Origin of the sequence: Bradyrhizobium sp. CCBAU 051011 (assembly GCF_009930815.1) — a bacterium.
Lineage (GTDB): Bacteria > Pseudomonadota > Alphaproteobacteria > Rhizobiales > Xanthobacteraceae > Bradyrhizobium.
Map to the genome: position 1 here is coordinate 1,715,129 of NZ_CP022222.1, position 22,928 is coordinate 1,738,056.

Annotated in this window: 22 protein-coding genes; 7 read left to right on the forward strand and 15 right to left on the reverse strand. The window is 63.4% G+C overall.

The genetic code is table 11. The features are described from left to right. Positions 1–96 precede the first annotated feature (96 nt). The 4 genes from boxC to ACH79_RS08255 all read right to left on the reverse strand — a co-directional run bounded on the left by boxC (position 97) and on the right by ACH79_RS08255 (position 4,983). Complete coding sequence (boxC, locus tag ACH79_RS08240; RefSeq protein ID WP_161850569.1) at positions 97–1,785, reverse strand: 2,3-epoxybenzoyl-CoA dihydrolase; 1,689 nt, start codon at positions 1,783–1,785, stop codon at positions 97–99. A 107-nt stretch (positions 1,786–1,892) separates the two neighbouring features. Continuing rightward, complete coding sequence (locus ACH79_RS08245) at positions 1,893–2,405, reverse strand: DUF309 domain-containing protein (RefSeq protein WP_161850570.1); 513 nt, start codon at positions 2,403–2,405, stop codon at positions 1,893–1,895. A gap of 36 nt (positions 2,406–2,441) precedes the next feature. Continuing rightward, a complete protein-coding gene (locus ACH79_RS08250; protein WP_161850571.1) occupies positions 2,442–3,260 on the reverse strand; it encodes an alpha/beta fold hydrolase in 819 nt (272 codons plus the stop codon). Between the two features lie 175 nt (positions 3,261–3,435). Beyond that, complete coding sequence (locus ACH79_RS08255; RefSeq protein WP_161850572.1) at positions 3,436–4,983, reverse strand: benzoate-CoA ligase family protein; 1,548 nt, start codon at positions 4,981–4,983, stop codon at positions 3,436–3,438. 126 nt (positions 4,984–5,109) lie between these two features. Between ACH79_RS08255 and ACH79_RS08260 the strand changes: the two genes are divergently transcribed. The 3 genes from ACH79_RS08260 to ACH79_RS08270 all read left to right on the forward strand — a co-directional run bounded on the left by ACH79_RS08260 (position 5,110) and on the right by ACH79_RS08270 (position 6,787). Further along, positions 5,110–6,012, forward strand: coding sequence for a helix-turn-helix transcriptional regulator (locus tag ACH79_RS08260; protein ID WP_246738470.1), 903 nt, complete (start codon positions 5,110–5,112; stop codon positions 6,010–6,012). A 182-nt stretch (positions 6,013–6,194) separates the two neighbouring features. Then, entirely contained in the window at positions 6,195–6,554 is a 360-nt protein-coding gene (locus tag ACH79_RS08265) for a PilZ domain-containing protein (protein WP_161850573.1), read from the forward strand. Positions 6,555–6,559: 5 nt separating this feature from the next. After that, positions 6,560–6,787: a hypothetical protein gene (locus ACH79_RS08270; RefSeq protein WP_161850574.1), complete on the forward strand. Its 228-nt coding sequence runs from the start codon at positions 6,560–6,562 to the stop codon at positions 6,785–6,787. A 100-nt stretch (positions 6,788–6,887) separates the two neighbouring features. On the opposite strand, the gene ACH79_RS08275 is transcribed toward ACH79_RS08270, so the two are convergent. Both ACH79_RS08275 and ACH79_RS08280 read right to left on the reverse strand, forming a co-directional pair. Beyond that, positions 6,888–7,376, reverse strand: a complete 489-nt coding sequence (locus ACH79_RS08275; RefSeq protein ID WP_161856273.1) for a GNAT family N-acetyltransferase — start codon at positions 7,374–7,376, stop codon at positions 6,888–6,890. Positions 7,377–7,378: 2 nt separating this feature from the next. After that, positions 7,379–8,170 (reverse strand): IclR family transcriptional regulator C-terminal domain-containing protein, encoded by a 792-nt coding sequence (locus ACH79_RS08280; RefSeq protein WP_161850575.1) that lies wholly within the window; start codon positions 8,168–8,170, stop codon positions 7,379–7,381. A 97-nt stretch (positions 8,171–8,267) separates the two neighbouring features. On the opposite strand from ACH79_RS08280, the gene ACH79_RS08285 reads away from it, so the two are divergent. Both ACH79_RS08285 and ACH79_RS08290 read left to right on the forward strand, forming a co-directional pair. Then, complete coding sequence (locus ACH79_RS08285) at positions 8,268–9,626, forward strand: aromatic ring-hydroxylating dioxygenase subunit alpha (protein ID WP_161850576.1); 1,359 nt, start codon at positions 8,268–8,270, stop codon at positions 9,624–9,626. A 113-nt stretch (positions 9,627–9,739) separates the two neighbouring features. After that, on the forward strand, positions 9,740–11,176 hold the full coding sequence (locus ACH79_RS08290) for a glutamine synthetase family protein (RefSeq protein ID WP_161850577.1): 1,437 nt from the start codon (positions 9,740–9,742) through the stop codon (positions 11,174–11,176). Positions 11,177–11,440: 264 nt separating this feature from the next. Here ACH79_RS08290 and ACH79_RS08295 read toward each other — a convergent pair whose 3' ends face one another. From ACH79_RS08295 to ACH79_RS08315, 5 genes are all read right to left on the reverse strand, one after another. After that, positions 11,441–12,154 carry an ABC transporter ATP-binding protein gene (locus ACH79_RS08295; RefSeq protein ID WP_161850578.1) on the reverse strand — a complete coding sequence of 238 codons (714 nt, stop codon included), beginning with the start codon at positions 12,152–12,154 and terminating at the stop codon, positions 11,441–11,443. Beyond that, entirely contained in the window at positions 12,147–12,902 is a 756-nt protein-coding gene (locus ACH79_RS08300; protein WP_161856274.1) for an ABC transporter ATP-binding protein, read from the reverse strand. Before ACH79_RS08300 ends, ACH79_RS08295 begins: the two co-directional genes overlap by 8 nt. 28 nt (positions 12,903–12,930) lie before the next feature. Next, positions 12,931–13,878: a branched-chain amino acid ABC transporter permease gene (locus ACH79_RS08305; protein ID WP_161850579.1), complete on the reverse strand. Its 948-nt coding sequence runs from the start codon at positions 13,876–13,878 to the stop codon at positions 12,931–12,933. Then, on the reverse strand, positions 13,875–14,792 hold the full coding sequence (locus ACH79_RS08310) for a branched-chain amino acid ABC transporter permease (RefSeq protein WP_161850580.1): 918 nt from the start codon (positions 14,790–14,792) through the stop codon (positions 13,875–13,877). Before ACH79_RS08310 ends, ACH79_RS08305 begins: the two co-directional genes overlap by 4 nt. Before the next feature lie 144 nt (positions 14,793–14,936). Next, the gene (locus ACH79_RS08315; protein ID WP_161850581.1) at positions 14,937–16,109 is read right to left on the reverse strand and encodes an ABC transporter substrate-binding protein; all 1,173 of its coding nucleotides are present in this window, start codon (positions 16,107–16,109) and stop codon (positions 14,937–14,939) included. Positions 16,110–16,475: 366 nt separating this feature from the next. Here ACH79_RS08315 and ACH79_RS08320 point away from each other — a divergent pair, with 366 nt between their 5' ends. After that, entirely contained in the window at positions 16,476–17,012 is a 537-nt protein-coding gene (locus tag ACH79_RS08320; protein WP_161850582.1) for a DUF805 domain-containing protein, read from the forward strand. Between the two features lie 2 nt (positions 17,013–17,014). Here ACH79_RS08320 and ACH79_RS08325 read toward each other — a convergent pair whose 3' ends face one another. Then, positions 17,015–17,899: a sigma-70 family RNA polymerase sigma factor gene (locus ACH79_RS08325; RefSeq protein WP_161850583.1), complete on the reverse strand. Its 885-nt coding sequence runs from the start codon at positions 17,897–17,899 to the stop codon at positions 17,015–17,017. Between the two features lie 20 nt (positions 17,900–17,919). After that, positions 17,920–18,228 carry a hypothetical protein gene (locus ACH79_RS08330; RefSeq protein ID WP_161850584.1) on the reverse strand — a complete coding sequence of 103 codons (309 nt, stop codon included), beginning with the start codon at positions 18,226–18,228 and terminating at the stop codon, positions 17,920–17,922. Between the two features lie 278 nt (positions 18,229–18,506). On the opposite strand from ACH79_RS08330, the gene ACH79_RS08335 reads away from it, so the two are divergent. Beyond that, complete coding sequence (locus ACH79_RS08335) at positions 18,507–19,781, forward strand: NAD(P)/FAD-dependent oxidoreductase (protein ID WP_161850585.1); 1,275 nt, start codon at positions 18,507–18,509, stop codon at positions 19,779–19,781. Between the two features lie 5 nt (positions 19,782–19,786). On the opposite strand, the gene ACH79_RS08340 is transcribed toward ACH79_RS08335, so the two are convergent. Together ACH79_RS08340 and ACH79_RS08345 are read right to left on the reverse strand one after the other, a co-directional pair. After that, positions 19,787–21,367, reverse strand: a complete 1,581-nt coding sequence (locus ACH79_RS08340) for a tannase/feruloyl esterase family alpha/beta hydrolase (protein ID WP_246738651.1) — start codon at positions 21,365–21,367, stop codon at positions 19,787–19,789. A gap of 282 nt (positions 21,368–21,649) precedes the next feature. Next, positions 21,650–22,864 (reverse strand): ABC transporter substrate-binding protein, encoded by a 1,215-nt coding sequence (locus tag ACH79_RS08345; protein WP_161850586.1) that lies wholly within the window; start codon positions 22,862–22,864, stop codon positions 21,650–21,652. Positions 22,865–22,928: the final 64 nt, after the last annotated feature.

Sequence of the window (22,928 nt, forward strand, 5' to 3'; positions counted from 1 at the left end):
CGTAAGTGCGAGGCGAAACGATGCGCCGCAGATCTGGGACCTGTTAAGGTTCTGCGGGCCGCGCCACCTGCGCCGAACGGCGCCCGGGACACGAAATCAAACCCGCGTCATGTCGAATTGCGCCTTCTGACCGGTGCCGTAACGGCGCAGCGCACCGTCTTCACCCACCGCGTTGGGGCGCTGGAAGATCCAGTTCTGCCACGCCGTGAGGCGCGAGAAGATTTTCGATTCCATGGTCTCTGGCCCGACGAAGCGCAAATTGGCTTCCATGCCGGTGAGGCCGTCGGGCGAAAACGACGTGCGCTCCTCCAGGAACACCCGCACCTCGTCGTCCCAATCGATATCGTCGAGCGCGAAGGTGACGAGGCCGAGTTCTTCGGCGGCCTCCGCATCGAGCGTCGTGCCGATGGTCGATTCCGCGCGCTCCAGATCGGACGGATCGGCCTGGAAGCGCGATTGCAGGCGGGTCAGGCCGTGGCTCATCGGATAAGGGCCGAAATTCAACGAGGTCAACTGGATCGCGGGCGGCTGGCGATTGTCACCCTGCCGCGAGCCGATCAGCATGTAGGAGCGGTCGGCGGCGAACACGAGTTCGGCCAGCGTGCCGGCGAAGCAGGAGCCGGGCTCGACCAGCGTCACCAGCGTGCGCGACGTGACGTCGATGCGCTTGAGCACGCGCTTCCAGTAGTGCCTGATCTCGTTGACCAGCCAGTGCGCCTTGTTGGTTTCGAGGAAGGCGTCGCAGGCGACGATGTTGGCGGGATCGCCGTGGCTCTTGAACACCAGCATCGCGATTTCAAGTTCGTTGATGCGCAAATGCAGGATCGCGTCATCAAGCTCGCGCGCCACCTGCAGCGGCCAGAACGAGGCGCCCTGCCCGATCAAGCCGTCGATATCGGCCGGTGGCGCGGCTTCCGGCGCCTTGATGGAGATGGTCGCGATCCGCGCGGCGCGGTCGATGTCGACGCTGACGAAGCCATAGCGGATGCCGGCTTCGTCGATGGTGCGGTTGAGCGGCTCGAGCGTGATGCCCTTGCCGGTGCCGTTACGCTTCGAGGCGACCGCGAACTCTTTCGCCCGCTCGGCGACCTTGGCTTCGAGCTTGCTGTTCGGCGCGATCTCGTCGACCAGCCGCCAGGCAACGGCGCGCTTGCCCTTGATGCCTTCCTCGATGGTGCAGAAGAAGTCGGCATGGTCGCGGCGCACCTTGCGCTTGTCGACCACGCGCGTCAGCCCGCCGGTGCCCGGCAGCACCGCGAGCAGCGGCACTTCCGGCAGCGCGACGGCGGCGGCGCCATCGTCGGCCATGATGATGTGATCGGTTGCGAGCGCCAGCTCGTAGCCGCCGCCGGCCGCGGTGCCGTTGACGACGGTGATGAAGCGCTGCCCGGAATTTTCAGATGAATCTTCCAGGCCGTTGCGGGTCTCGTTGGTGAATTTGCAGAAGTTGACTTTGTGCGCGTGGGTCGCGCCCGCCAGCATGCGGATGTTGGCACCGGCGCAGAACACGCGGTTCTTAGCCGATCGCATCACCACCACTTTCACTTCGGGATGCTCGAAGCGCAGCCGCTGCACGGCATCCGCCAGCTCGATGTCGACGCCGAGATCGTAGGAATTCAGCTTGAGCTGATAGCCCTCGAACAGCCCGGCGTTCTCGTCGACATCCATGGTGAGCGTCGCGACATCGCCCTCCACCGCCAGCTTCCAATGGCGATAGCGCGACGGATCGGTTTGAAAATCGATGTATTTCGCGCCGCCTGCAAGGACGCGATCTTCACCGGCCATGAGCCATCCTCTGTCGTTTTCTCAAAGTGTTGCTTGGTTCGTTGCATGCACAATAGTGCATGTTTTTTGTTTAGTCTAGCCTAGAACGCCAGAACATGCATTTTGTTTCATGTTCGGCTCGCGGCCGCAATGGTCACCCAATCGGTCTTGGCGAGCTGCGGCCGCTCCAATTTGTCCTTGATGACGGCTGCCAGGGCCGGAAAACAATCGGCAAAGCCGTCGCCGCCGGCATGGCGCAGACCCAGCGCCTCGAGCTCGCCGAGCGCCTCGCCCAGCATCCGGGCCGCGACGTGCGGCTTCTGCATGCGCAGCCGCAAGTTCGCGGTCGCGATCAGGATGCAGGCGCGGAGCAGAATCCGTTCGCGGCCGCCCTGCGGCGCTGCCGCCCACACCGCTTCCAGGATCTCCTGCGCCTCCCAGAAATAGCCGTGGTCGTTGAGCGTGATGCCGTAACGCAGCGCCGGGTGCCGTGCCGGCACGTAGCCGCCGAAGCGCGGCGGCACGAGAGCTGCGATCTGCCTCAGCGTTTCGTAGTCGGCGTTCGCCGTGCCGGGGTCGCCCGGTACGTAGGCCCAGCGCGGCAATGGAAGATGACCGGCGGCTCGGGACTGTGTCGTCATCGGGGCGCGGCCCCGGAACGCGCATGCGGAAATGCGTTACGCGGCCCGTCCCTGCGAGCCACTACCTGTGTGCAACACCGCCTTTGCGAATTCCGAAATCGCATCCAGCGTCGCCTCCGGCGCTTCGCGATGCGGCTGATGTCCCGCGCCCGGGATCACAGTCACATCGACCGGACAGTAGCACTCTTCCCTGGCGATCTCGACCTGGCGCATGGTTCCATATTGGTCGTCGACGCCCTGCAGGATCGCCACCGGTACGCGGATATAGGCGAGGTATTCAGAAATATCCCAGTTGCGGAAATCCGGATCGAGCCAGGCGCCGTTCCAGCCGTAGAAGGCATTGTCGACGTCCCGGTGCCAGCGCGACAGCCTCCCCTTCAGGTTCGTGGTCTCGTAGGCGTTGCGGATCTCGGCAATCGAGGCGACCGAAATATCCTCGACGATGAAATGCGGCGCGATCAGCGCGAGGCCCTGCACGCGGTGGTCCTGATGCGAGCCGGTATAGATCGCCGCGATCGAGGCGCCGTCGGAATGGCCGAGTAAAAGTCCGCGGCGGAAGCCGATCTTGTCGAGCAGTTTCGGCAGCACGTCGAGCGCCTCGACATGCATGTAGTCGAGCGGCCTCGGCAGTTTTACGGGCGTCGACGCGCCATAGCCTGCGCGCGAATAGGCGAACACGCCGGCGCCAGTCGCGGCCTGCAGCTTTTCGGGAAAGTCGCCCCACAGGCCGGCCGAGCCGAGGCCTTCATGCAGCATCACGATCGTTGGCGCGCTCTCAGGCGACGGGCCGATCATGCGGTATTCGAGATGCGAGGCGCCGACTGTGAGGAAGCCCGAGGGGGTAAGGGTTGTCATGTCGTGAGCTTTCCGAAAGTGATCCAGACGTCGAACTCCTCGCTTACGTCGTCCCTGCGAAAGCAGGACCCATAACCACCGGCCCCCGTCGTGACCAAAAGTCTTGCACATCGCGCGTCTATGGATAAGCCGCGGCGTATGGGTCCCTGCTTTCGCAGGGACGACGGGAGAGAGGTTACGATGCGCCATCTCGCAGCTTGAACCGCTGAATCTTACCCGTCGCCGTCTTCGGCAGGCTGTCCACCACGTCGATCCAGCGCGGATATTTCCAGGCGCCGATCTTCTGCTTGACGTGCTCCTTCAGCACTTCGTGCAGATCATCGGTTTTGGCGCCGGGCCGCAATACGACAAAGGCCTTCGGCTTCAACAATCCTTCCGGATCGGATTCGGGCACGACGGCGGCTTCGAGCACCGCCGGATGGGTGATCAGCGCGCTCTCGACCTCGAACGGCGAGACCCAGATACCGGAGACCTTGAACATATCGTCCGAGCGGCCGCAGAAGGTGTAGCGCCCGTCGGCATCGCGAATGTACTTGTCGCCGGTGCGCGTCCAGTGGCCTTCGAAGGTCGAGCGGCTCTTGGCGCGCTGGTTCCAGTAGCCCTCGCCGGCGGACGGCGCATCGACCAGCAATTCGCCGACTTCGCCGTCGGGCACCTCGGCGCCTGCTTCATTGACCAGCCGCACCTTGTAGCCAGGCACGGGACGCCCCGATGAGCCGTATTTGATGTCGCCGGGCGCGTTGGACAGAAAGATGTGCAGCAGTTCCGTCGAGCCGACGCCGTCAAGAATGTCGACGCCGAACCGAGCCTTCCAGGCATTGCCGACCGATTCCGGCAGCGCCTCGCCGGCCGAGGTGCAGATGCGCAGGCGATTGCCGGCGCCGGCATCCTTCACCGTCTCGTCGTTGAGCATCGCCGCAAACAATGTCGGCACGCCGTAGAAGATGGTCGGATTGTATTTGTTCATCAGCGCGAACATCGCCGCCGGCGTCGGCCGGTCCGTATGCAGCACCGTGGAGGCGCCGACCGACATCGGAAACGTCAGCGCATTGCCGAGGCCATAGGCGAAGAACAGTTTTGCCGCCGAGAGACAAACATCGTTCTCGCGAATGCCGAGCACCTGTTTGGCATAGGTATCGGCGGTCGCGGCGAGATTGGCATGCAAATGGCGCACGCCCTTCGGCATGCCGGTCGAGCCGGACGAATAGAGCCAGAACGCGGGCTCGTCCGGATGCGTCGCGGCGGTCGCGAACGTATCGCTCTCGCGCGCGAGTTCGTCCGACAGTTTCTTGTGGCCGTGCGCCTCCTTGCCCGACACGACGACATGTTCGAGATCAGGCATCCGAGCGATGATGTCGTTGACGACCGGTAGCAGCGTTTCGGAGACGAACAGCACGCGCGCGCGGCAATCCCCGAGAATGTAGGCGTATTGCTCCGAGGTCAGCAGCGTGTTCAACGGCACCGGCACGACGCCCGCACGGATCGCGCCGAGGAACACGCACGGGAAGTCCACCGTATCCAGCATGATCATCGCCACGCGCTCTTCGCGGCGGACGCCGAGCCGGCGCAGCATGTTGGCGACACGGCGGGTCTGCCGCTGCAGATCGCCATAGGTGAGTTCGGTGACGGTGTCGGTAAAGGCGAGCTTGGCCCCGCGCCCCTCCTCGACATTGCGGTCGAGCAGCCAGGTCACCGCATTGTACGAACCGGACGTGCCGCTCACGACGCTTCTCCCCTCAGTTTCTAAGAATTATAATTCATACAAAGACACCGGCCGCGCTTGCTGTCAATCCTCATCGGCATTATGTTTCCGAAATCCGTTCAACCGCAGGTAAAGCCGAACGAGGAAATGACCGAGGCCAGCGACCCCGAATCCGGCTTTCTCGAGCAGCTCGGCCAGCGTGTGCGCACCATGCGCGCCCTTCGCGGCATGTCGCGCAAAGTGCTCGCCAAAGTTTCCGGAATTTCCGAGCGCTACATCGCGCAGCTCGAAAGCGGCAAGGGCAATGTTTCGATCGTGCTGCTCCGGCGTGTGTCGAACGCCATGGGCGCGCATCTCGAAGACATGATTCCTTCCACCGAACCGGCGCCGGATTGGGCGATCATTCGCGATCTCCTGCGCAAGGCGACGCCGGCCCAGATCGCGCACGCCAAAGATGCGCTGGCCGGCGGCGGCCCATCGCAGCGTCGGATCAGCTTTGCCGGCATCGCGCTGATCGGCCTGCGCGGCGCCGGCAAATCCACCCTTGGCAGGATGCTGGCGAAGAAGATCGGCTGGAAATTTGTCGAGCTCAACAAGGAGGTCGAGGCGCAGAACGGATTGTCCGTCGCCGAGATCATTGCGCTCTACGGCCAGGAAGGCTTTCGCCGCATGGAGCAGGCGGCGCTGTCGCAATTGCTCGCGCGCAAGGAATTGATGGTGCTGGCGACCGGCGGCGGCATCGTCTCCGAGCCGCTCACCTTCGACCTGATCCTGTCGTCGTTCTACACCATCTGGCTCAAGGCCGAGCCGGAAGAGCACATGGCCCGCGTGCGTGGCCAGGGCGATCTGCGCCCGATGGCGGACGATCGCTCGGCGATGGCGGAATTGCGCAACATCCTGATCAGCCGCGAGCCGCTCTATGCGCGCGCGTCGGCAGTGGTCGATACCGCAGGGCTTTCCGTCGATGCGGCGGCGGCGCGGCTGAGCGATGCGGTGGCGCCGGTACTGCACGACAAGCACGCGTTCGGGCTGCGCAGCGCGGTCTCCTGATCTTTTCCGTGAAAGTGCAAGCTGCAGAGGCCTGATTTCCGGCCGCGCGGAAGGCATGCGCTCGACGGTTGCAACCCGAGCCGGGCGCCACTATTAACCACCGCACAAGTTCCATGCGAGCGGTGGCTGCAATACACTCTAAAGGAGTGTTACTAAAGCGTTAAGCGCATGGAGGACAAATCGTGCTGGAGCGCCGTCAACACCCGAGAGGCCGCGTCTATTACGGCGGAATGATCGCGTTCAACGCGCGCAACTCGACGCTTGACTGCATCGTGCGCAATTTCAGCCAGGGCGGCGCCAAAATCGAATTCGAGAATTCGGCCATCCTGCCCGACCGGATCGATTTCGAAGTCGTGCGCCGGCGGCTTTCCTGTCTGGCCCGCCCGGTCTGGCGCGATCACAACACAGCGGGCCTGATGTTCTGCGGCGAGCACGACATGAGCAGCGTCGTTCCGCTGGAATGGGCGCGCAAGCTTCGCGCCAGCGAGCGGTCCAACCGGCGGCTGAAGTCGCGCCTCAATCAGCTTCTGAACGAGTTCTAGATCGCATGAGCACGGTTGAAGGCGACGACGGCCTTCTCGCTGCGGCCAAGCCGCCGAAGGTCCGACGGCGCCGGCTGCGCGCAATATTGCTGGCGTTGATGACGCAGTACGCGATTATCGCGACGATTGTCGGCCTGTCGCTCGCGGCGATGCTGCGCTACCTGGTGACGCCGCAGATCGTCGCCAAGTTCGAAGCGATCGAAGCCGCGCTCAAGCGCTTGCCCGCGCCATAGCGCGCCTTGCCAAACCTCAGCAAGCGATGGAACGGATTGCTTCACTTCGCTCCCAATGACGGTGGAAACTCTTTACCAACCAGGCGCCATTCCGCCTAGCCTATCCAAGCTTTGCGAAAGCGGGCGCATGTTCAATGAGTCCCGCGGTGACCGGAAGTTCGTTTCGTCCAACAGGCAGCACCATCAGATGCGGTCCGGCATAGGGCGAGATGAAGCCGCTCGCCTTACCGGCGTCGAAGCCGAAACGCCGATAGAAGGCGGGATCGCCGAGGACGAAGATGCCGAGCCAGCCGGCGGCCTCGCTGCGGGCGATGCCCTGGCGGATCAACCGGCTGGCAAAACCTGTCCGCCGGTATTCGGGCAGCACCGCGACAGGGGCGAGCGCCAGCGCGGGAAACGGCGCTTTCATCCGTGAGAACATGATGTGGCCAACGACGGTTCCGTCATCGATGGCAACCAGCGAGAAAATCGCATCGCCGGCCGCGCGCAGATCGTCGACCAGTTGCGCTTCGGCCGGCTGGCCGAATGCCACTTCCTGGACGATACGGATCGCCGCAATATCCTCGGGCGTTTCAGACCGGACAATCATCTTCACACCAGCATCGATTTGACCGAGGCCGCCGTCTCCTGCAATCGCGGCAGGAAGCGTTCGACCATCTCGGCTGACGATACGCGGTCGACATGCGCGCCCATGTTGATGGCGGCGACGATCGCGCCGTCGTAGCGGCGGAGCGGCACGGAGATCGAGCGGAAGCCCGGCTCGGCCTCGCGATCGACCAGCGAATAGCCTGCCCCGCGATCTGCGATGACCGTCGTCAAGAGCAGCTTCTTGTCGGTGACGGTGAACGGCGTCAGCGGCGTGAGGTCCATCGCGTCGAGCGCTTTTGCCAGCTCCTCATCGGTCAGCCGCGACAGCAGCACGCGGCCGACCGAGGTGCAGAACGCCGGCAGGCGGTAGCCGATATCGATGCCGGCGGAGAATATCCGCGTCGGGCTGGCGCGCGCGATGAAGACGACGTCGTTGCCATCAAGGATCGCCATCGACGAGATTTCCTGCGCCTCGTTCGACAATCGATCCAGCGCCGGCTGCAGCACCGAGACGACGTGGTTGGAAGCGAGATAGCTTGATGCCAGCACCAGCACGCGCGGCATCAGGCGAAACAGCTTGCCGTCGGTGGTAACGAAGCCGGCGCGCTCCAGCGTGAAGAGGATGCGCCGCGCAGTGGCGCGCGGCAGGTCGGCGGCCTTGGCGAGGTCGCTTAGCGTCATCGGCTGCCGGCTGCCGCCGAACACCTCCAGCACGCGCAGGCCGCGGTCGAGGCTTTCGATGAAATCGGTGGCGCCGCGGTTGTCAGCGTCGCCGGCGCGCTTAAGCTTGGGCATCGCTGCCTCCATAAATCCGCTTGCCTAACGCACAGCCTACGTTAAAATCGCACAAAAGTTCAATAGGCGAACAAATCCAGCAACGGAGATTCTCGCCATGATGAGCCAGGAAGCGAACGACCTGATTACCCGCACCGGGCGCAAGGACCCCTGCGGCAAGCTGATGCGGATGTACTGGCAGCCGGCAGCGCTGGTGGATGAGCTGGTGGGACCGCGGCCGGTTCGGCCCGTTAAACTGCTCGGCGAAAACCTGGTGCTGTTTCGCGACGAAGCAGGCCGTTACGGCCTGATCGACCGCCACTGCGCGCATCGCGGCGCCGACCTCGCCTTTGGTCGTCTCGAAAATGGCGGGCTGCGCTGCGCCTTCCATGGCTGGCTGTTCGATATCTCCGGCCAATGCCTGGAGACACCCGCGGAGCCGAAGGACTCAAAGCTCTGCCAGGGCATCAGGCAGCGCTCCTATCCCGTGGTCGAGAAAAGCGGCATCCTCTGGGCCTATCTCGGTGAAGGCGAGCCGCCGGCGTTTCCGGAGATCGACTGTTTTGTCGCGCCTGACAGCCATACCTTTGCGTTCAAGGGCCACATCAATTGCAACTGGCTGCAGGCGCTGGAAGTCGGCATCGATCCGGCGCACGCCTCCTTTCTGCACCGCTTCTTTGAGGATGAGGACACGTCCGCAGCCTACGGCAAGCAGTTCCGCGGCGCATCCGCCGGAAGCGACATGCCGATGACCAAGATTTTGCGCGAATACGACAACCCGATCATCAATGTCGAGCACACCGAATACGGCCTGCGCCTGATTGCGCTACGCGAGCTGGATGAAGAGCGCACCCATGTGCGCGTCACCAACCAGCTTTTCCCGCACGGCTTCGTCATCCCGATGAGTCAGGACATGACGATCACACAGTGGCACGTGCCCATCGATGACGAGAACTGCTACTGGTACGCGATCTTCACGAGCTACACGACGCCGGTCGACAAGAAGAAGATGCGCGACCAGCGCCTCGAACTCTACGAGCTGCCGGACTACAAGTCGCGCAAGAACAAGAACAACGACTACGGCTTCGATCCGCACGAACAGGCAACCGCGACCTATACCGGCATGGGGACCGACATCAACGTCCACGACCAGTGGGCGGTGGAATCGATGGGCGCGATCCAGGACCGCACCAACGAGCATCTCGGGCAATCAGACAAGGCGATCGTGCAATATCGCCGCCTGCTGCGGCAGGAGATCGAGAAGGTTTCCGGCGGCGAAAAGCCGATGCTGTTTCTCGATGCGGCGCACGCGCGGAGCATCCAGGGCCCGGCGACGATGGACGGCATTGGCCCGACGTTAGGCTGGGAAATCTACTGGATGGAAGTCGACGTGAAGCGCCGCCGCGGCGCGCCGTGGGCGGCGCCAGTGCCGAGCGAGATCGCCGGCAAGGTTCCCCACCTCACGGCGGCGGAGTGAGATTTGTGGCACCGTCATTCCGGGATGGTCCGAAGGACCAGACCCGGAATCTCGAGATTCCGGGTTCGATGCTCCGCATCGCCCCGGAATGACGGAAGATGGGGAGTGACGCGTTGAGTTTTGTGGAACGTCACGGGCTATGGTCGAAAGAGCAGAGAGAGGCGGCGACCCGCCTCGCCCGCATCGTCGACGAGCAAAACCTCGAAGTCATCCGCCTGTCGTTCCCCGACCAGCACGGAATCCTCCGCGGCAAGACGCTGATCGCGAGCGAGGCGATCGCTTCGCTGGAAAGCGGCTGCTCCATCACCACGACGATGCTGGCCAAGGACACCTCGCACAAGACGGTGTTTCCGGTGTTCACATCAGGCGGCGGATTCGGCATGAAGGAGATGGAAGGCGCCGCCGACGTCTTGATGGTGGCAGACCCGACCACCTTTCGCGTGCTGCCGTGGGCACCGACCACCGGCTGGCTGCTCTGCGATCTCTATTTCAACGACGGCCGTCCGGTGCCGTTCGCCACACGGCATCTCTATCGCAAGGTAATCGATCAGCTCGGCGCGCGCGGCTACGATTTCGTGGCGGGCCTTGAGGTCGAATTCCATCTCTTCAAGCTCGACGATGCGCACATGGCGCCGGAGGATGCCGGCCAGCCCGGGCGGCCGCCATCGGTCAGCCTGCTGTCGCACGGCTATCAATATCTGACCGAGCAGCGCTACGACCAGATGGAGCCGGCGCTGGAAATCATCCGCCGCGACGTGCTTGCGCTCGGGCTTCCCTTGCGATCGGTCGAGGTCGAGTTCGGCCCGAGCCAGTGCGAATTCACCTTCCAGCCGACCAAGGGCCTCGTGCCCGCCGACAACATGGTGCTATTCCGCTCGGCCGTAAAACAGATCGCGCGCCGCCACGGCTATCACGCGACCTTCATGTGCCGGCCGAAACTGCCGAACGTGTTCGCTTCCGGCTGGCATCTGCATCAATCGCTGGTATCGCGCGCTGATGGCGCGAACGCGTTCATGGCCAGCGACAAGGGCGAAGCGCTGAACCCGTTCGCAAAACACTATCTCGCCGGACTGCTGGAGCATGCCCGCGCATCGACCGTGTTCACCACGCCGACCATCAACGGCTACAAGCGCTACCGCTCGTATTCGCTGGCACCGGACCGCGCGATCTGGGGCCGCGACAACAGAGGCGTCATGATCCGCGTGCTCGGCGGTCCGGGCGATGCCGCGACGCGGCTGGAAAACCGCATCGGCGAGCCTGCGGCGAACCCGTATCTCTACATGGCCTCGCAGATTCTCTCAGGGCTCGACGGCGTCGACCGCAAGCTCGATCCTGGGCCGTCCGCGGATACGCCGTACGAGACCAAGGCGGCGCTATTGCCAAAGAGTCTTCGCGAGGCGGTATTCGCGCTGCAGGACGATCCGTTCTTCCGTCAGGCACTGGGCGCAGAGTTCGTGGACTACTACGTCCACATCAAGAATGCGGAGATCGAGCGGTTTCAGGCCGAAGTGTCGGACTGGGAGCACCGCGAATATTTCGAGATGTTTTGAGCGGGGCTAGCCTCTCCGCTTGCTCCGTTTTCGAGCGCAGCGAAGCAATCCATTTCTCCGCTTGCGGCAGCATGGATTGCTTCGTCGCTTCGCTCCTCGCAATGACTGCCGATAGAGCGCCTCTCCATGCCGGAAATCGTAGGATGGGCAAAGCGACTTGTCCGCCGTAGCTCGAGAGCGAAGGCGGAAGCGTGCCCACCATCAGGCGTGCGAGGATAGATGTGGGCGCGGCGCTGACACGCCTTTGCCCACCCTACGGCGCCCTCAAATCCCGAGATACCGGTGCTGCAGATCCGGCTCGGCGATGAGTTGCTCACTCGTCCCCGTCCACACCGTGCGGCCGCGCTCGATGATGTAGTGGCGGTCAGCGATCTTGGAGAGGTTGGCGACGTTCTTGTCGATGACCAGTACGGATTGCCCACGGCCCTTAAGCATCGACAGGCAATTCCAGATTTCCTCGCGGATCAGCGGTGCGAGGCCTTCGGTGGCTTCATCGAGGATCAAGAGCTTTGGATTGGTCATCAGCGCGCGGCCGATCGCCAGCATCTGCTGCTCGCCGCCCGAGAGCGTCACGCCCATATTGTTGCCGCGCTCGGCGAGGCGCGGAAACAGCGCGTGGATCTTGTCGATGGTCCAGGGATCGGAATTGCCAGCGCGGTTTCCCGAGGCTGCGACCAGATTTTCGTACACGGTGAGATTGGGAAAGATCTGCCGTCCCTCGGGCACGAGGCCGATGCCAAGCTTTGCAATCTTGTACGACGGCAGGCTGCGCACCTGCTCGCCCGCGAAGCGGATCGTGCCGGCGCGCGCGCCCGTCATGCCCATGATGGAACGGACGGTCGTGGTCTTGCCCATGCCGTTGCGGCCCATCAGGGCGACCATTTCGCCCGATTGAACCTTCAGCGACAGGCCGAACAGCACCTGGCTGAGGCCGTAGCAGGTCTCGATCCCGTCGATTTCCAGCAATGTTTCAGCCATGACGGGTCACCGCATGCTGGTCGCCGAGATAGGCGCGCTTGACTTCCTCGTTGTTGCGAATGGCGTCGGGATCGCCGGAGGCGATGACGCGGCCATAGACCAGCACGGTGATGCGGTCAGCGAGCGCGAATACCGCTTCCATGTCGTGCTCGACCAGCACGATGGTGACTTCCTTCCGCAATTCCTTCAATAGCGCCACCATGCGCGCGGATTCGGTGACGCCGAGGCCGGCCATCGGCTCGTCGAGCAGCAGCAATTGCGGTTTGGTCGCAAGCGCGACCGCAAGCTCGAGCTCGCGCTGTTCGCCGTGGCTCAATTCGGAAACCAGCACATTGGCGCGTTGCCCGAGTCCCACTCGCGTCAGTGCGGCCTGCGCCGCGTCGCGCAGATGCTTCTCCTTGCGGGCAGCGCCCCAGAAGCGGAACGAGTGGCCGTCATGCGCCTGCGCCGCGATCGCGACATTATCTATCGCGGTAAAATCCTTCAGCAGCGACGTGATCTGGAACGATCGCGCCAACCCAAGCCGGCTGCGCTGATAGGCCGGCACCCCGGTGACGTCGCGACCGGCGAAGTGAATCGCGCCGGAATTCGGCATCAACTGCCCGGTCAACTGGCTGATCAGCGTGGTCTTGCCGGCGCCGTTGGGGCCGATGATGGCATGCAGCTCGCCCGGCAGGACGTCCAGCGACAGATTGTCGGTGGCTTTGATGCCGCCGAAGCTGCGGACCAGATTTTCAACGCGGAGCAAGGGACCAGCGAAAGAATCAGCCAAGGAACTAGTCACGGCTCAACCTCCCGAGCAGCCCCATGATGCCGCCCCGCGCGAACAGCACGAGCAGCAGCAACAGCGGGCCCATGATCAACGCCCAGTATTCGGTGAATTGCGACAGGACTTCTTCCAGCAGGAGGAACACGATGGTGCCCAGGACGGGACCAAACAGCGATCCCATGCCACCGAAGACCACCATCACCATGAGTTCGCCAGAGCGGGTCCAGTACATCCCGGCCGGGCTGATGAAGTCGGTATTGTTGGCGAGAAGTGCGCCGGCGAGGCCGCAAATGGTGCCCGAGATGACGAAGCAGACGAGACGATAGCGGTTGGCATGATAGCCGATCGCCTGCATGCGCTGTTCGTTGGAACGAACGCCCTGCACCACCATGCCGAACCGCGAGTTGACGATGCGCCAGATCAGATAGACGCCGCCGAACAGGCAGGCGAGGCAGAGGTAATAGAACTGCGTGCGGTTCGACAGATCGATCAGGCCGCCGAACGTGCTGCGCTTGTAGATGGTGAGGCCGTCGTCGCCGCCATAGCGAGAAAGACCCGAGGCGATGTAATAGGCCATCTGCGCGAAGGCCAGCGTGATCATGATGAAGTAGACGCCGCGGGTGCGCAGCGAGAGCGCCCCGATGACGAGCGCATAGAGCGCCGATGCCGCCAGCGCCACCGGCCACTGGATAAATCCGGAGCCGACGCCCTCATGAGCGAGGATGCCCACCGCATAGCCGCCGATGCCGAGATAGGCGGCATGACCAAAACTCATCATGCCGCCATAGCCCATGATGAGGTTGAGGCTGGCGGCGGCGAGTGCGAAGATGATGATGCGCGTGAACAGCGTCAGGATAAAGATGTTGCCGGTCAGCGCCGAATAAACCGGCAGCAATGTGAGGCCAAGCGCGACGAGCGCCACGACGACGTTGCGGGCGTTGATGGCAGATTTCATCGCTTGGCAGCCGGAAACAGTCCCTCCGGACGAACGACAAGGACGATCGCCATCAGGAGATAGATCAGCATCGACGACAGCGCGGGCGCGGCGGTCGAGGCGGCGGCGGAACTCAGCACGGTGCGCAACAGATCGGGCAGGAAGGCGCGGCCGAGCGTATCGATCATACCGACGAAGATCGCGGCCAGGAACGCGCCGCGGATCGAGCCGATGCCACCAATCACGATGATGACGAAGGCGAGAATCAGGATGTTCTCGCCCATGCCGATCTGCACCGTGAGGATCGGCGCCTGCATCAGCCCGGCCAGCCCGGCGAGCGCGGCGCCCAGCCCGAACACCAGCGTGAACAGCAGCTTGATGTTGATGCCGAGCGCGCCGATCATCTCGCGGTTGGAGGCGCCTGCGCGGATCAGCATGCCGATCTTGGTTCGCATCACCACGACATAAAGCATCGCGGCAACCGCCAGCGCGACCACGATGATCGACAGCCGGTAGGCCGGATAGAACACGCCGGGGACGATCTGCACCGGCACGGTCAGCCAGGCCGGCAGCGGCAGAGACAGGCCGGCCGGGCCCCAGATCAGCCGCACCGCGTCGTTGAAGAACAGTATCAGGCCGAAGGTCGCGAGCACCTGGTCGAGATGGTCGCGGCCGTAGAGATGCCGCAGCGCCACGAACTCCAGGAGAATGCCGAGCAGCAGCGTGGCGCCGAGCGCCATCAGGATGCCCAGTATGAAACTGTTGGTCCACGCCACGAAGGTCGCCGCGAAATAGGCGCCCATCATGTAGAGCGAGCCGTGCGCCAGATTGACGAAGTCCATGATGCCGAACACCAGCGTCAAGCCGGCTGCCAGCAGGAACAGCAGCAGGCCGAACTGCAAGCCGTTCAGCGATTGTTCTACGAGGACGAGCATAGATCCCTAAACTCTAGGCCTGAAAAAACAGCGGCAGCACATCTGCGCCGCCGCCATTTTCTTGTTGGGCGGATGATCGGCCGCTAAACGCCCCCGGGTCAAGCCCGAGGGCGCGCTCCGGCGATCATGCACCGGTCATGCCAATCACTTCATCGGGCACTTGTCGACGAAGCGGTCCTGGTCGTCCTTGACGATGGTCGCCACCGTCTTGAGCGAAAGCTGGCCGTCGGCGTCCTTGACCACGTCCTGCAGGTAGAAGTTCTGGATCGGGATGTGGTTCTTGCCGTATTTGAACGGCCCGCGCACGGACTTGAAGTTGGCCTTCTCCATCTCAGCCTTCATCTCGTCCTTCTTCGAGGTGTCGCCCTTCACGGCGACGACCGCGCTGTTGATCAGGTTGGCGGCATCATAGGACTGCGCGCCATAGAAGGTCGGGCGCAGCCCGGGATATTTCTTGCGATAGTCCTCGACGAACTTCTTGTTCTCGGCGTTGGGCAGATCGTTGACCCATTGCTGCGCCCCGGGCACGCCGATCGCGTTGTCCTTCTGCAGCGGCAGTGACAATTCGTCGATCGTAAACGCGGTATAGAGCGGGATCTGCCCCTTGATGCCAGCCTGGGCATATTGATTGAGGAACTGGACGCCGGCCGCGCCCGGATAGAACACGAAAATCGACTCGGCCTTGGAGTTCTTGGCCTTGGTAAGCTCCGCGGAGAAGTCGAGCTGGCTCGGCCACACCGTGTATTCCTCGCCCACGACCTGGCCCTTGAAGGTGCTCTTCACGCCGGCCAGCATGTCCTTTCCGGCGGCGTAGTTCGGGCCGATCAGGAACACTGATTTCACGCCCTTCTGGTTCATATAGGTGCCGACCGCCTGCGGGGTCTGGTCGTTCTGCCAGGAGGTCGAGAACACGTAAGGCGAACAGAGCTCGCCGGCGAGCTGCGAGGGACCGGCATTGGCCGAGATCAGGAAGGTTTTTGAATCGACCGCGGTCTTCAGCGAAGCCAGCAGCACGTTCGACCAGATATAGCCGGCGATGAAATCGACCTTGTCGGACTGGATCAGTTTTTCGGTCTTCTGTTTACCGACATCGGGCTTCTGGCCGTCGTCCTCATAGATCACCTCGACCGGCTTCCCGCCCATCTTGCGGCCGAGATGATCAAGCGCCAGCTCGAACGAGTTGCGCATGTCGTTTCCGATCACAGCGGTCGGGCCGCTGAAGGTCGAGACAAAGCCGATCTTGATGGTGTCGCCAGCAACTGCGGTCTGCGTCAGCGCCAGAATGGCCGCGCCAGCCAGCCAGAATGCCTTTTTCATAATCACTCCCCTCCTCGTTATCGAACCAGACCCGCCTTGTGACGGGCAGCGCTTGTTTCCGCGCGCCTCTTATCATGTGAGGTATTTTGTGCGCGAAATTGCCGGCCAGCGGCAAGCGTGAACCGCCGGTCCGGCTTTGGACCTTCGGCGCATGCCTAAAGCTACCTGCACCATAATTCGCGGACCGTGGGGATGGCAAGAACTATAGTTCCGGTTGCTGGGGCAACAATTGTCGCACCGCTGCGGGCGGCCGCTCGGATTTTAGGAATTTCCTAAAGCGGCCGGAAGCCAAGCTCCGCCTGCAACCTCCGCGGTTCACAGCTCCGAAAGCAATCTGTAGCCAACTGCTCCGAAGAGGATAGATCCATGCTGGGTTTCCTGTTCGGCTTCAATGCCCGCATTGGCCGCCTGCATTTTTTCTGCAGCACGCTGGTGGTCACCGTCATGATGGTCGCGGTCCATGCCGCCGCCATCGCTTACGCTTTTCAGACCACCCCCAAGGGAACGGTTCCAAGCCCGGCCTCGGGGCCGATCTTCGCCGCCGCCATCTTCTACGCGTGGCTCACTGTCACGCTGCAGTCGATGCGGTTCAGGGATATCGGATGGGATCCGGTTTGCGTGATGCCGGCGTGGATCGCGGTTGTGATCGTCGACGGGATCGTCGCCACCAAATTCCCGGCCATGTCACTGGGCCATGAGCGCGGAACGATGGTCGGTGCGCTCATTAACCTCTCGCTCATTCTTGCCTTGCTGTTTTGTCCCAGCGGAGCGCATGACAGTCCGGTGCCGACCCTTGACGAGCGGTTTCCCAATCCGCCGCCGCCCCGCCCGGTCGCGGAGACGCCGGCCGTGCCGCAAATTACGCGGCCTGCCAACGGTGGATTCGGCCGCCGCGGGCTTTAGCTTCAGATCAAATACTCCGCGCCATCGACGACGTAAGGCGCGTGGCGGAAATCCCTGATGGTTGCGACCCGGCCGGCCGACCAATCCAGCAACATGAAATATTTCGGCCCTGCATCGCGCTTGCCCGGATCGAATACCAGGATGGCGGGACGCCCTTCGACCAGGCCGGGCACCAGATGCCAGTCGTTGACCTTGGCGTAGTTGCCGAAATATCGGGACACCTCGGCCTTGCCACGCATATGGGTCTTGTTGACGAGATCGAGCTTGACGTCATCAGCAATCATGGTGCGGATCGCGTCGAAATCGCGCGCGTTGAAATGCGCGACATAGGCGCCGAGGCGCGCACGATCCGCATCCGGCAATCTCTGTTGCGGCGTATCGTCCGGCTCAGCGGCGAATTCGCGCAACTGCGCGCGGCCGCGATGCAGCGCGGCCTTGGCCGCGGGCAGGCTGCAACCCATCGCCTCGCAGATTTCCTTCAGCGAACAGCCGAGCACGTCCATCAGGATCACACTTCCGCGCTGCGCTACCGGCAGGCGCATGAACGTGCGCAAGGACGTGGCGGCGATCTGGCGGCTTTCCACGGCATCGAGCTGATCAACGATCATATCCGCCTCCTCCATCGAGCGGAGCGTCTCCTGGCGGTTGCGCCGGCGCAGGAAATCCAGCGCCGTGTTGTGCGCGATCCGGAACAGCCAGCCTTCGGGATTGCCGATGGCGCCGGCGGTAGCGTGCGCCTCCACCGCCTTGATCAGCGCGTCCTGCAGCACATCCTCGCCGTCGATGACCGAGCCCACCATGCGCGCGCAGTAACGATGCAGCCGCCGCATCGCGACAAGCAGGCGTTCGATGTCGGAGGCTGTGGACGTCTCGGGCACCACGGTCATTCTGTCTCCGGCAAGTGGGTTCAGTTCTCGCCCAGCATGCGATAATTGCCGACGATGGCGGCGCCCTTGGCGAGCGGCGGCTCGGCGCAACGCTCCCGAATGCCGTTCTGGAACGCGGCGAAGGACGCCAGCTTCGGCAAGGCGCTGGCGCCGTCATCGGCCGCACTCTCGACGACATGAATGAAGGTGTCGTCCTCCAGCCGCAGCGATAGATAGCGCAGACCCTGCGGCTGCCCCGCCTTCAGTTCCGCAAACACCGCTGCGATCAGTTCCGCGTTCCTGTCGGCCATTTCCGGCTTTGTCTTGTACCTTATCACGGTCCGTCTCATGGCTTTCTCCTTGTTGCAGCCATCCCGCCCCAAGGACGTTTGAGTTCGGGCAAAGGATGCGGTGGCAGGAATTTTTTTTGCCGTCGTTCCTGCAAACACAGGGACCCACAACCACACGATTTTGTTGTTGCGCTTCGCGCCGACCCGTTGGCTTGGCCGGGACGACAGCGATCATACGCTTTCGCTATCGCCCGATTGGCAAAGACGTCTTGGACCGCTGGCGCAAATGGCTACATAATCCAATGCGTTGAGACATCTGAAACCGGGGCCGCATTCCCATGACGACAGTGCCGAAAGAACCCCATCACGTGGTAATCGTCGGCGCCGGTTTCGGCGGGCTGGAAGCAGCCTTTGGCCTTGCCGGGGCGCCGGTCAAGATCACGCTGATCGATCGCCGCAACCATCACCTGTTCCAGCCGCTGCTCTACCAGGTCGCGACCGCCTCGCTGGCGACGTCGGAAATCGCCTGGCCGATCCGTTACCTGCTGCGCCACCGTCCCGAAGTGACGACGCTGTTCGCCAATGTGAACGGCGTCGACGCCGTCGGAAAACGCGTGCTGCTCGAAGACGGCGATACCATTGCCTACGACACGCTGGTCCTCGCTACCGGCGCCCGTCACGCCTATTTCGGCCATGACGAGTGGGAGCCGTTCGCGCCCGGCCTGAAGACGCTGGAGGATGCCACGACGCTGCGACGGCGCATCCTCGTTGCCTTCGAGCGCGCCGAGCGCGAGACCGATCCGGCGCGGCGTGCCGCGCTGCTCACCTTCGTTATCATCGGCGCCGGCCCGACCGGCGTCGAGATGGCGGGCACCATCGCCGACCTCGCCAAGGACACGCTGCCGCCGGACTTTCGCAACATCGATACCCACAAGACCCGCGTTGTCCTGGTCGAGGCCGGCCCGCGCGTGCTCGCCGGCTTCCCCGAAGATCTCTCCGCCTATGCGCAGCGCTCGCTGGAAGAGATCGGCGTCGAAGTGTTGCTGGGGCAGCCCGTTACCGAATGCGCCATCGATGGCGTCGTCTATGGCGGCAACAAGCTCGAGGCCAGAACCATCGTCTGGGCCGCCGGCGTGCGCGCCTCGCGCGCGGCCGAATGGCTGAACGCGCCCGCTGATCGCGCCTACCGCCTGAAGGTCGAGCCTGATCTGACCGTGCCCGGCCATCCCCACGTGTTTGCCATTGGCGACACCGTGACGATCGCAGGCCCCGACGGCAATCCCGTACCGGGCATTGCGCCGGCGGCCAAGCAGCAGGGGCGCTATGTGGCCGCGCTGATCAAGGCGCGCCTGAACGGCAGCACGATGCCGCCGTTCCGCTACAAGCACGCCGGCAGCCTGGCACAGATCGGCAAGAAGAAGGCCGTGATCGACTTCGGCCGCATCAAGCTGCGCGGCAACCTCGCCTGGTGGATCTGGGGCATCGCCCACATCTACTTCCTGATCGGCCTGCGCAACCGCCTCAGCGTGGCGCTGAGCTGGCTGTGGATCCACGCCCGCGACCAGCGCGCGGCGCGGCTGATCACGCAGGGGTCGAGCAAGGTCACGGGATAGGTTTGTTACGGCGCGCAGGCAAAGCTGGCAGCGCTGTTCGTCGGCCCCGATTTGTAGTGCGGCCATGCCGGCCATTGGCACAAGGGCAGCGCGCGCGTCGTCTCGAACGCCGGCGCTTTGACCTTCTGCTCGATCACCTGGAGATCGCCGGGCGCCTTGCCGTTCTCGACCCAGTCGACCAGCACCGCCAGCATGTCGACATTGGCGGGTGCGCCCGAGCCGACGTGATCGACGCCGGGCGCGGTGTAGAGGCGGGCGAACTCTGCGGTCTTTTCCTTACCGAGCGTACGCTGCACGCTTTCGAAATAGCGGATTCCCGCATAGGGACTCTGGGCGTAGTCGGCCATGTTCTCCAGGATCACGAGCTTGCCGCCGCGCGCGGCAAAGCGGCTTAGATCCGGATTGGTCGAATCCATCAACCGCGACACAAGCAGCAGACGCTCCTTGTGATCCTCGGGCTTGTAGGTCGTGACGTCGAGCTTCGGGTCGCGCGCGAAGACATATCGTATGCCGCCCGCGCCATAGATCCAGGCGATGCCGTTCGTGGGCGCCGGCGGCTGCGCCGGGGCCGCCTTGCCGAGCCACCAGGAGACCCAGCCGCCGGTCGGACCGAAGGCAGGCGTGTTTTCGCCCGAGACGCCCCAGCCCGGATAATCGTCAAGGCCGTTCTCCAGCGGGAATGAGAACTTGTAGGTCGAGTGAAGTGTCTTGATCGCGGCGATCTGCAGGTCGGTCAGGCAATGGTCGCCGTTTTGGGCCTCCGCACAGCGCAACGACTCCGGCTGGAATTTCGCCTTGCAGCCGACCGGATCCAGAACCAAAGAGTCCTCGACGCCGTCGGCCTTGTCGCAAGCAGCAAGCACCGCCTTCGCCACCAGTTCGACCTGCGCCGGGCGAATCCAGCCCTCGCCCATGGTGGCGAGGCCCGACCGCGTTCCGGCATGCTGCAACCCGACCCAGTTGATGACGGGCACGCGGGCAAAAATGCCGTCGAAATCCTCAGGATAGCGCTGCGCCATCGTCAGCGCCTCGCGTCCGCCTTCCGACGATCCCATGAAGTAGAGTTTTGTTGGCGGATTGCCGTAAGCGCGCACCATCAGCGCGACGGCGGCATCGCGCACCCGCTTGTAGGAGCGATGGGCGAAATTCTCGAACGCTTCGTCGTTGAGCGCGAATAATTGCGGCGGCTCGCCCGGCTTGGTCTCATGGCCGGAATCCGTACCATAGGTGACGAAGCCGCGCGCCAGCGGCGATGGCGCGCCGAACGGAAAGGCCGGCGGCAAGGCGAGCCCGGTAATCAGCACGCCGTTGAAGCCGCCGCCGCCATATTGCAGCGAGCGGCCGTTCCACTCGACCGGGAGATTGACCTGGAATTTGATCGGCGGCGCATTGGGATCTGATGGCGCGATCTGGCCGAGCACCTTGCAGAATTCCGGATTCGCTGGCGTGACGCGCGCCGCCGGGGTTGGCCCTCGTTCGGCGACGGCGAGTGGCGTGGGCGCGACGATCGTGGCGGAATCGATCCGGACGGCATTGTCGATCGGTTTGATCAGGTCGCCACAGGTTGCGGCGGGATCGCCGGTCATTTTTGCGGCCATCGCATCTGCGCTAACGAGCGAGGTCGCAGCGACAAGGCACGCCAGCGGCGCCCACGCGCGCGCATCGAACTTGGGACGTTGCATTATTTCCCCCCACCCTACCGTCTTGCAGCCGCATTTTCCGGGCCGTCGGGCTTACAATGGTTCGCGCGGCGCCGACGTCAATCAAAATAAGAACGAGCGGTGTCGGCATTTGATATCCGTTATGCGGCGCCCCCCCCCACCCCGGCCCTCCCCCGCATGCGCGAGAGAGGGAGGGCAGCGGAGCGTTCACTTCACCAAGGAGCAGCCACCTTCGGCGAGCGGTCGGAAGGCCTGGTCGGCGGGAATGGTCGAGACCAGCTTGTAGTAGTCGTAGGGATATTTCGACTCTTCGGGCTTCTTCACCTCGAACAGGTACATCGGGTGAATGACGCGGCCGTCCTGGCGGATGGTGACATCGCCGAACAGCTTGTCCTTGCCCTTGAACTTCTTCATCTGCGGCACCGCGTCCTTGGCGTGATCGCTGCCGGTGGCCGCCACCGCATTGAGATAGGCCAACGTCGAGGCATAGACGCCGGCCTGGTTGCCGCTCGGCATCTTGCCGTTCACGCCCGGCCGCGCCGCAAAGCGCTTTGCAAACGCGCGGGTGTCGTCGTCCGTGTCCCAGTAGAACGCCTCGAACAATTGCAGGCCCTGCCCCACTTTCAGCCCCATGCCGTGGACGTCGTTTATGAAGAGCAGGAAGGCCACCATGGTCTGCCCGCTCTGCTGGAGACCGAACTCGGCGGCCTGCTTCACGGCATTGACGGTGTCGCCACCGGCATTGGCAAGCCCGATCACCTTGGCCTTGGAATTCTGCGCCTGCAGCAACAGCGAGGCGAAGTCCGCCGTGTTGAGCGGGTGCTTGGCCGAGCCCAGCACCTTGCCGCCGTGCTTCTCGATGTAATTGGTGGCTTCGGCCTCGATGCCCTGGCCGAGGGCAAAATTCACCGTGATGAAGTACCATTCCTTGCCACCGCGCGCCATCATCGCCGCCGCGGTGGAGTTGCCGGTGGCCCAGGCGTCGTTGACCCACTGGATGGTGTTGGGCGAGCAGGCCTTGCCGGTCAGGTCGGAGCTCGCGGTCGATGACGCGAGAAACGTCATGCGGCTGTCGCGCAAGAGCGAATTGATGGTGAGGCCGACCGCCGAGTTCGGCACATCGACCACGGCATCGACGCCGTCGACGTCAAGCCATTTGCGTACGATGGCGGAGCCGACGTCGGCCTTGTTCTGGTGGTCGGCGTAGACGATTTCGACCTTGATGCCCTTGCCGCCGCCATTGAAATCTTCCGCCGCCATGCGCGCGGCTTCCACCGAGCCCATGCCGTTGGTGTCCTGGAAGATGCCCGAAATGTCGTTGAGCACGCCGACACGCACGACGTTGTCGGAAATTTCCGCGCGTGCCGTCGGCGCAAGCGCGCAAGACAAGGCAAGCGCCAGACCGAACCTGAAAGCCCTCATCGTTCTCTCCCTCTGTATCTGATCTCTGATGTTCCCGAACTTCGCCGGGTTCAAAATTCGATGC